Origin of the sequence: Methanolobus sp. (genome assembly GCF_030682845.1) — an archaeon.
GTDB lineage: Archaea > Halobacteriota > Methanosarcinia > Methanosarcinales > Methanosarcinaceae > Methanolobus.
Genome location: NZ_JAUXNK010000022.1, coordinates 25,754 through 32,958, shown reverse-complemented (window position 1 = coordinate 32,958; position 7,205 = coordinate 25,754). Strand labels below are relative to the sequence as shown.

General features: G+C 44.6%; 7 protein-coding genes. 5 read left to right on the top strand and 2 right to left on the bottom strand.

Translation table 11 applies throughout. The annotated features are described in order from the left end of the window. Positions 1 to 1,140: RNA-guided endonuclease TnpB family protein (locus Q8J68_RS02220; RefSeq protein ID WP_305309928.1), on the top strand; the 1,140-nt coding region annotated here is incomplete at its 5' end. Positions 1,141 to 1,355: 215 nt separating this feature from the next. Here Q8J68_RS02220 and Q8J68_RS02215 read toward each other — a convergent pair. Continuing rightward, a complete protein-coding gene (locus tag Q8J68_RS02215) occupies positions 1,356 to 1,739 on the bottom strand; it encodes a hypothetical protein (protein ID WP_305309927.1) in 384 nt (127 codons plus the stop codon). A gap of 250 nt (positions 1,740 to 1,989) precedes the next feature. On the opposite strand from Q8J68_RS02215, the gene Q8J68_RS02210 reads away from it, so the two are divergent. The 4 genes from Q8J68_RS02210 to Q8J68_RS02195 all read left to right on the top strand — a co-directional run bounded on the left by Q8J68_RS02210 (position 1,990) and on the right by Q8J68_RS02195 (position 6,371). Beyond that, positions 1,990 to 2,577 (top strand): CDP-alcohol phosphatidyltransferase family protein, encoded by a 588-nt coding sequence (locus Q8J68_RS02210; RefSeq protein WP_305309926.1) that lies wholly within the window; start codon positions 1,990 to 1,992, stop codon positions 2,575 to 2,577. Between the two features lie 102 nt (positions 2,578 to 2,679). Then, the gene (gene purS / locus Q8J68_RS02205) at positions 2,680 to 2,931 is read left to right on the top strand and encodes a phosphoribosylformylglycinamidine synthase subunit PurS (RefSeq protein WP_015052354.1); all 252 of its coding nucleotides are present in this window, start codon (positions 2,680 to 2,682) and stop codon (positions 2,929 to 2,931) included. Beyond that, positions 2,928 to 3,623, top strand: coding sequence for a phosphoribosylformylglycinamidine synthase subunit PurQ (purQ, locus tag Q8J68_RS02200; RefSeq protein ID WP_305309925.1), 696 nt, complete (start codon positions 2,928 to 2,930; stop codon positions 3,621 to 3,623). Before purS ends, purQ begins: the two co-directional genes overlap by 4 nt. Before the next feature lie 243 nt (positions 3,624 to 3,866). Further along, the gene (locus Q8J68_RS02195) at positions 3,867 to 6,371 is read left to right on the top strand and encodes a PGF-pre-PGF domain-containing protein (RefSeq protein WP_305309924.1); all 2,505 of its coding nucleotides are present in this window, start codon (positions 3,867 to 3,869) and stop codon (positions 6,369 to 6,371) included. A 169-nt stretch (positions 6,372 to 6,540) separates the two neighbouring features. On the opposite strand, the gene rnhB is transcribed toward Q8J68_RS02195, so the two are convergent. Next, positions 6,541 to 7,185: a ribonuclease HII gene (gene rnhB / locus Q8J68_RS02190; RefSeq protein WP_305309923.1), complete on the bottom strand. Its 645-nt coding sequence runs from the start codon at positions 7,183 to 7,185 to the stop codon at positions 6,541 to 6,543. Positions 7,186 to 7,205: the final 20 nt, after the last annotated feature.

The following is a 7,205-nucleotide window of genomic DNA, read 5'->3' as shown; positions in this document are numbered from 1 at the left end:
TACGAGATATATCCTGATGAGGAACAGATTGCCCAGATCAGCAAGACCTTTGGTTGTGTTCGTTTTGTTTATAATTATTATCTGTCTAAACAGACACAAGACTACAAGAACAATAAGTTGCCATGGGATGCTACCAGATGGAATAACCACTGCAATCAGGTACTAAAGGACCAATATCCATGGCTTAGAGATATTGATAAATTTGCGATTACAAATTCCCTGATCCATCTTGCAGCTGCTCATAAGAACTGTTATGCTGACCACAATTCCAATCCACCTTCTTTCAAGTCCAAGCATTCAAGGTATCAGTCATATACTAGCAATATGACCAACAATAATATCAAAGTTGATCATGAGAACAGAACAATTCAATTACCTAAGCTTGGCAAGGTAAAAGCTCATTTACATCGGGACTTCAATGGAAGTATTAAGAGTGCAACCATTTCCCAGACCCCTGATAACAGGTACTTTGTCTCTGTGCTGATTAACGTGGAACCCCTGCCGGATAAACAGGAAGATAACAACAACATCATTGCTTTTGATGTTGGTATCAAGGATTATCTGGTAGATAGTAACGGTAATAAGGTTTCGAATCCGAAACATTATAAAAAGAACGAGAAGAAACTTGCTCAAAGACAACATGACCTTTCAAAGAAACAGAAAGGCAGCAACAACTATGAGAAACAGAGAATACATGTTGCTGAAATGCATTCAAGAACAGCAAACAGTAGGACTGATTTTCTCCATAAACTGAGTTATGGAATAGTAAAAGAGAACCAATTTATTATTTCCGAAAATCTCAGCATCCTTTCAATGTCAAATGGTCAGAAGAACTCCAAAGGTATCTACGATGCTTCATGGAACAGACTCTTCAGGATGCTTGAGTACAAGGCTAAGAAGTTCGGTAATATCTACCACCAGATAGAGAAGTATTTCCCATCTAGTCAGATTTGCTCTGTCTGTGGACATAAGAATGTTAAGGTAAAAGACACTTCTGTCAGAGAATTTGACTGCGACCATTGCGGTCAGCACCATGACAGGGATGTCAATGCGAGCATTAACATTCTTAACAAAGGACTACAGGAACTTGGCATAACTCAGAAATACGCTACAGGAACTAGCGGAATTGGTGTTTGTTAGTCTCCATAAAAGGCCAATAAACACTAACGCCCCCGAGATACGGGAAAAGGAAAGAACCACAGAACTTCTTTCGTAATAACCTGGATCGATGAAACGGGAAGCCTCTCTCTTCAGAGGGAGGAGGTTCACAGTATGACTGGATTAGAATTCGAAGCAGTAAAATAAATGATAAGCAGGAATTGAGTGAACCCCTGTTAATACTGCTGTCTCAAATCCTATGGCTTGCAGTTAAGGTCTATCCTTTCATCGGGCGTGAGGGAGACATAGAACTTCAGGATGTCCTCCGGGTCCATATCAACGCCGAAGTTGAAACCGCGCTTTTCGCCAGCCTTGAGAAACCTGTCCTCTTTATCATGCTTTTTGTAAATGAGCCGGTTGATCTCCTCATTGCTTAATGTTGACATATCCACTTTCTTAAGCAAACCGATTCTCAGGAAATTATTTTCAATGCGCTGGTAAAGGCTTTCCTTTTTCTCGCCCTTGTTGTCCGGTTCAAAGAGATAAGTATTCTTTCCACTGGTATCCCTGCATGCCAGTGTGATCTTCTTCATAACGAGTTTTCCATTCTCTGATACGATGATCTTGCGTTCGGTCTTCATTTGTTAATACCTCTGCCCGGATTTATGATTATTTTTGACATGACTCCATAACTAAGGAAATGATGGGTCCTGTTTTGTGTAATACAATTGCTGGTTTGACAATCAAGTATATAATTATATCTACATTCTTTTGTATAATTACCATCATTATGATGAGTATTCCTCTTGTACAAGGACAGAAACAGGCAGATTGGATAAATACAAATAAAACAAAATGAGTTGGGATATGAGATAACAGGATGGACATACTATGCTGGGAGTACTAAAAGACAATATCAGGGAATGGTTCCTGCCTCTTGCAAGAAATATACCTCTATCGCCGAACACGTTAACTATTATCGGGTTGCTCGTGAGTGTTATTGCCGCATTCCAGTTCGCCAGGGGTTTTCTGATACTGGGGGCTCTCACTATCCTTCTGAGCGGGTTATTTGATATTTTCGATGGAGCGGTTGCAAGGGCTAATGGCCTTACTACTGCTTTTGGGGCAGTTCTTGATTCTGTTTGTGACAGGTATGCTGATGCCCTGATATTTGCGGGCATTATCTATGGCCTGATATCCGGCAACATCGTTCAGGTAGATTTCCTTTCCATTCCCATGTGGCTGTGGGCAGTAATAGCGATAATCGGCTCCTACCTTGTAAGTTATACACGCTCCCGGGCAGAGGCTGCGGGAGCAAAGGAAATGGACGTGGGGATAGCTGAAAGACCGGAAAGGTTGCTGGTGCTTGTGGCAGGAGCCCTTACCGGAATGCTGGGTCTGGCTATCGTGATCATTGTGGTGCTCACTCATGTGACTGTCGTACAGCGCCTGTTGCATGCAAAGAGGTCACTTGAATAAGGCACAGACCATATTTCCGGGGCAAAGATTATAATATAAAGTGCTGCATTAAAGCGTGATATCCACTATTATGCATATTCAAAAGAGAGCTGAGGATAGAAGATGCAGTATCAAGCTGAAGTAATTATTGAACTTAAGGCCGGTATGCTCGATCCGGAAGGCACGACTGTCAAAAGGGCACTTGAACATCTTGGTTATGAGGCCGACAGTGTCAGGACCGCAAAGAAATATACCATTGTCCTGAAGGCTGCTGACATACACAGTGCAAGGGAAAATGTAGAAGAGATGTGCCAGAAACTGATAGCTAACCCGATCATCCATAATTATTCCGTATCCCTGAGGGAAATAGAATGAGCATTGCTGTTGTCCAGTTTGGCGGAAGCAATTGTGATCTTGATATTATACACGTCCTTAAGGACGTACTGGGTGTTGATGCCGAACTAGTTTGGTACAAGGAAGAGAACCTTGACCGCTTCGATGGCATAGTGATACCTGGAGGCTTCTCCTACGGTGACTACCTCCGGGCTGGCGCAATAGCCGCACGAACCCCGATAATGAATTCCGTCAAGAAACAGGCAGATGCAGGAAAACCCGTTATTGGTATATGCAACGGTTTCCAGGTGCTTACCGAATCCGGCCTACTTGCCGGTGCGCTCACAACCAACAATTACCCCAAATTCAGGTGTGAACCTACCTACCTGAGGGTCGAGACCACCGACACGCCCTTCACATCCATGTTCAGGAAAGGAGAAATTCTCAGTATTCCTATAGCCCACATGGAAGGTAACTATTATGCTGACGAGCCGACCCTCGCAGCACTGGAAAAGAATGATCAGGTAGTCTTCAGGTATGTGGACAAAAACGGTAATGCCACCGACGAAGCAAACCCCAACGGCTCCAGAGAGAACATTGCAGGCATAGTAAGCCAAAGGAAGAACGTGCTTGGAATGATGCCACACCCCGAACGTGCATCCGAGGAAGTGCTGGGTTCCACTGACGGATTGAAGGTGTTCAGGTCAATGGTGGAGTATATCTCCGACCGTTGAATGGCTGTATTTTGTACTATTCTTTTGAGTAACAAGAAGTATCGATAGGTAATTCCTGTACTCATTACTTCTTTGTTATTCTTGAGCCTTTGATTTGAACCTTATTGAAAATACATTAGCATTAAACTCAAATCATTTTCACTTACTTTTATCCATTAATTAATATTCACCATGTTAAGTAACATTGTTTCCTAACATTTTTATTTAACATTCGTCCTTATTTAATTTGAGTGGTGGTATTAAATGAAAATAAACTTTGTTGCCTTAGTGGTAATTATATCATTTTTATGCATAGGTGTCGCGAGTGCCTCTGAAATTGCTTCAGCTCCGGTCGCTTCCTTCGACCCGGATGTTGATGTTGTAACCGGTAAAGTTCCTCTGCAAGTTCAGTTCACTGACACCTCAAGTGGAGAGCCGACATCATGGGAGTGGGACTTTGGTGATGGCAGTAAATCCAATCTCCAGAATCCTGCACATACTTATGCTGCAGCAGGCACTTATACTGTAAGCCTGACAGTGAATAATACGAACAGATCGGATTCCTTGACAAGGACTGATTATATCTCGGTAGATACACGTCCTGTAGTTGCAATTGACTATATCAGGCCCAACCCTGCAATAAGGGGTGAGATCGTTAGCTTAGTTGGCCTATACGTTTACAATCATACTGCCATCCCATCAAAGAGAGGTCATGAATGGTACTCCGATAGAGATGGTTTACAATGCACGGGAAGGACCCTATATACGGGGGGCCTATCTGTAGGCAATCATGCGATGAGCTTCAGGGCCGTGGACAGTGAGGGTCAGTGGTCCGACAAGGTTTATGGCTATCTGGTCATTCTGGCAAATACTCTTCCTGTAGCTACCATTGATTCTATTACTCCGAATCCTGCGAAAGCAGGTCAGAGCATTACATTCGCCGGGACAGGCATCGACCCCGATGGGAGGGAGATAAGCGAATATCAGTGGTGGTCCAGCATTGATAATCTGCTAAGCAACCAGTCAAGCTTCTCCAGATCCAACCTGTCCGTGGGAACCCATACTATTGAATTCAAAGTAAAGGATCATATGTCCTGGTCTAAGGCAGTCACAACTGTAATAGTTGAAGGCAACACTGAATATCTCCAGGTAAGTTATGTGAAAGCCATCAGTGCCAACAATCCGGTAGGGATAAAAGTCGACATAAGTGGCATAGATTATGCATCAGCTCAGTTTTCAATAGCCAATAGCGCTGGTACTGTGGTTCTCGAGAAGAATCTCACTGATGATCTTGCTTCGGGCGTGTATACGTTTGAATGGGATACAACAGGCCAGCAGGGAGAGTCGCTTCCAAGCGGGATATATACGCTGGATCTGCTCGCTAAGACTGCATCCGGTCATTCTATACAGGAGAAGATAGATGTGACCGTTGACAACACGGCTCCTTCCATTGTTATAAGTAATGTTTCAGGGACTTCTGACCATGGCAAGCTCGTGTACACCAATTCTGACCTGTTAGTAAAGGTCTCCGAATCTGGCGCATCAGCAGATGTAGCAGCTGTCAGCGTAGAATTGCTTTCCGGCTCCAAGCTCGTGAAAACGGCCACTGGGCACCTGGAAAATGGTTCGTGGATTGCGGAGTTCGATCTGTCAAAGATTGCGGACGGGAACTATACTCTCAGGGCAGTTGCAAAGGACACTGCAAAGAACAGCAATTCGATGGAATCAGACCATATTGTAAGTGTGGACCGGACCGCTCCGGTTCTTGACGGCGTTACGCCTTCTAATGGTCATACTTTCGCAGAAGATACAACATTTGTGGATATCCGCCTCAACTACTCTGATGCGGGGGCAGGCATTAACGCAAGCTCCATAGTTCTCATGTTTGACGGCATAGAGGTCACAGACAGTCCTAATGCAAGTATCACTGATTCATACGCCTCTTACAATGCCACAGGACTTACCAAAGGCGCACATTCCGCTTCGGTGTATGTTGAGGACAATGCAGGCAACCTGCAGGTATTCACCACCACCTTCTGGATTGGTCCACAGCCCTCCCAACCCTCTTCAGTTGTCAGAAGCGGCGGGAGCAGTGGTGGCGGCGGTGCAACTACCGGTGAGAAGTACGAGAATATCCAGGTAAAGGAAGTTCAGGGTATCTTCGTTAATGCAGACTCGCACATCAACTATGAGTTTGAAAAAGATGGCAATGCTATTACATCTGTCCAGTTCGATGCTTTGAAGAACTCAGGCAAGATACAGGCCATAGTTGAAGTGCTGAAGAGCAGGTCCTCATTCGCAAAAGCTGATGCGCCGGGAAAAGTTTACCAGCAAATGAACATCTGGGTTGGTAGTGTTGGCTTTGTGTCTCCGGAAAATGTCGAGAACCTGCGCATAAGCTTCAAAGTGGAGAGATCCTGGCTGGAAGAGAATGAGATAAATGTTGATTTGGTAAAACTCTACAGGTATGCGGATGATTCGTGGGATGCAGTCCCGACAACTCCTGTCGGGGAAGATGACAGGTACATGTACTTCGAAAGCCATACGCCGGGTTTCTCACCTTTTGCTATCAGTTCTGAAATCTCTGCCAGCGATGCCATCGACACATCGCTCAGATCGGTGGATGATGCAGGTACAGACCTGATCACAGATGAGGAGGCTGGAACTGTAGCAACAAGCAGGACTGGTTCAACTAGTATCTTTCTGATATTGGGAGGTATATCTGTAGTGCTTGCGGGTGCATATGTTCTGTACAGGAAACGAAGCTAAGACTTCGTTTCAACATTTTTGTAGTTTTTATTTGGAGACCCTGACAGCAATTCCCCTCAGCAGGCGGCCCTTATATCCGAATGTAGCCATGTAATATCCATCCGGACCCTTATCCCCGATGCCCACATATCAGGTCTCAAAAATAGTGATGGTGCAATCTTGATTTTTTTTACTTGATGACATTAGCAGCCGTTTTCCAGGAATGCCTTACTATATCAGGCAATTCTCCGTGTTCCTTAAACCAATCCTGCAGGAATTGCTTTGTCTTAGGGTCTGAAGGATAACCGCTGCCAAAGTCAATACCTATTTCCTTTTTGAGCTCTTCTATCAGGCTGTCCCTGCGCACCTTTGCTACAATGGAAGCAGCAGAAACTATTGGGTATATGCAATCAGCCTGGTGCTTTGATATAACTGACATGCAGCCAGCTTTCTCAGAATGTTTTTTCTCATACTCCAGCAGAAGCCTTTTTCCAAACCTTTCCTCACTCACATCGGCGGCATCGACAAAAGCAATATCCGGATGCAGTTCTTCGAGGACTCTGGAAAAGGCAAGCACCATGATCTCGTTCATGGTCATCAGCTTGCGCAGCTCATCTATCTGCTGAGGTGTGATCTCAAGAACAAACACTTGCAGAGCGTATTTTTCTATCTGGAGGGCAAGCATTTCCCTTTTTTTTGGAGTCAGTTTCTTTGAATCAGCCACACCCAGGTTCTTCAGGGCATTTATCCTGGACTCCTCCATAAGGACTCCGCCAACGCACATGGGACCTATCACAGGTCCCTTTCCAGCCTCATCGATTCCAGCGATTCTCATTATACTCTATCCGTTCATCT